This is a genomic window from Marinococcus salis (assembly GCF_054971365.1).
Map to the genome: position 1 here is coordinate 1 of NZ_JBQOJB010000041.1, position 2,200 is coordinate 2,200.

Below are 2,200 nucleotides of genomic sequence, written 5' to 3' on the forward strand. Positions count from 1 at the left end.
AACTAGTTTCAAAAATCTTACCTGAAGAAATAAAAAATCACCAAAACTAAAAAAGAGACCAACAACGTGTACTTCATAACTGGAGCAACTGAGTCCACTAATTTTTTATACTCACTATCTGGAGCTTTTATTCTTTTTAAGTCCCAAATCTTTTTGAGCAAATATAAAGCTTCTCCCAAATTAACTATAAGTATTATCAAAAGCACAGTAACAAAGATACTTAAACACTCCTTTTTGTAAGTTAATATAATTGTTTTATTCCAATTTCCTTTTGGTCATGAACCTTGAAGCCCTCACACTCCCCAAAGACAAGGCGAAGGGAAAAATTCGCCCTTCGGCCTGTCCTTGGTGAGCATACGTGAGGGCTTTTTTCATGACAAAAAGTTTTCTCGGCATAAATAACTTGGTGTTTTACTTAGAAGCTACTGAGAGTCTCACAAAACGTTCGAAAGACAAACAATAAACAGAACGATGCAAAACACCTCAAGAGCTCATGAGTGATTCGAGAGGGCGCACTTACACACATACTTTTTATTCTAAAAATGTGTTCGTGCGAACTCCCTTTGGTCGATCTTCTGATTCGTTTTTCAAACGATAGCCTGACGGACAAACAGCAAAAATAAAACACCCTACCTGTCATGAAACAAGCTCACTTTAAAACAGCCCCCCTGCAAAAGATAAAATCCAGAAAGAGCATAAGGGAAAAATGACCCCAACCAAGTTGGAGTCCCTGGCAGTGCCAGGGTTTTCACGGGTACATTAAAAATGCTTTTTGTGACACTTGTGAGACACTGCTGTGACAGTATTGAGTCACACAGACCCCTTTGTGACACTTGTGAGACAGTAAAAACGCCCTTTTTTACAGGTTAGGTGCAAAAAGCATGCGATTATATCGCATGCTTTTGTCATATGCCCGTACATCAAATGAGTTTATTACCTGTCCAATTTTCTAATTGCTGGCGAAGTCTTGGTGCTTCTTTTTTGATCGCTTGCTGAACAAAATCAGTAATATTTTCGCCTTCCATCTCTCGAATAATTTTTCTATATTTTTTCTTCGATGTGTTCCCAAGATCGTTCCAACTTTCTTTATCATTCATCAAAAGATAGACCATTGCTCGTTGCTGAATGTCAGCAGTATCTCTCCAATCTGGTTCTTTAATTGTTAAGTCATCAGCAATTGTTTCCCACCGATCAACCATATCTCGTTTAAGTTCAAACTCCAGCCGCCAAAGATCCGCAGCTGTGATTTCTTCTTCCGCATTATGTTTTCGTTCTCTCTTTTTATCATACAGGCGTATGTACCGTTGACTGTCTCTGACACCAAAGTATTTTGTTTCTGGCTTATCATCTAACCCGTAAAACACTGTGGACTTCCAACGGCTCTCAGAAGCCACATAAAAGCTGCTAAGGTCTTTCTCCATGTCCAAGGCTAAATCGAGCCGAGAGAAGCCCACATCGTTCATGAGACGTACGATACGATTCACGAAGAAGTTACGGGCATCTTCCGAACAATGATTCGGGTTAAATTCAATCCGCATATTGCGTCGTTGCCGAGACTGGCCTTTGATTTTGTCGTACTCCAGGTAGAATAAATCGTCATACATTTTGGCTCGAACATAGTCTGTTTTGGTGTCTAAAACCGAAACGTAAGGATTCGAAGCAATAAAACTCCGAAATTCATTAATATGTCGGGGGTTGAGGTCTCCTATAACCGTCATTCGATCAAAAGAAATTTGGGTGAGAGGGTCGCGCTCGCGTGAGTGAAACCGGCTATTAGAGGGGCCGGTTATTTTTGGCTGCTGATTTTCGTCCATGTTTGATTCCTCCGTTGCTATTTTTTGAGCAACAAAAAAGACACGAAAAGCTGACTAGATTTCCCTTAGAAAATCAAATCAACCTCTCATGTCTTTGAGACCATCGACCAACGAACAAATTCATTCAAAAAAACATCAGAACGTGGTATGATGACGTTGAAATGATTAGCAAAGGGCGAGTTTGCTAGTCATTGAAGCCATGAGTGTTTCCGCACTCGTGGCTTCTTTGCGTTTACGAACTTTTTTGTTAAACCCAGTGTAGCATACTTGGTAGCTTTTCCCATGAAGCTTTTTCGTAAAAGAAAAAACAACTAGTTTCAAAAATCTTACCTGAAGAAATAAAAAATCACCAAAACTAAAAAAGAGACCAACAACGTGTACTTCAT

2 protein-coding genes are annotated in these 2,200 nt (G+C 39.6%); both read right to left on the reverse strand.

Annotated features, from left to right (window positions below):
• Positions 1-920: 920 nt before the first annotated feature.
• Positions 921-1,814, reverse strand: a complete 894-nt coding sequence (locus tag ACTTK6_RS15720) for a replication initiation factor domain-containing protein (protein WP_462833941.1) — start codon at positions 1,812-1,814, stop codon at positions 921-923.
• A gap of 165 nt (positions 1,815-1,979) precedes the next feature.
• Positions 1,980-2,200: hypothetical protein (locus tag ACTTK6_RS15725; protein WP_462833942.1), on the reverse strand; the 221-nt coding region annotated here is incomplete at its 5' end.

Bases quoted from the DNA above. Each gene is read 5' to 3' on its own strand.
- ACTTK6_RS15720 (WP_462833941.1), bottom strand. From the start codon at position 1,814: ATGGACGAAAATCAGCAGCCAAAAATAACCGGCCCCTCTAATAGCCGG.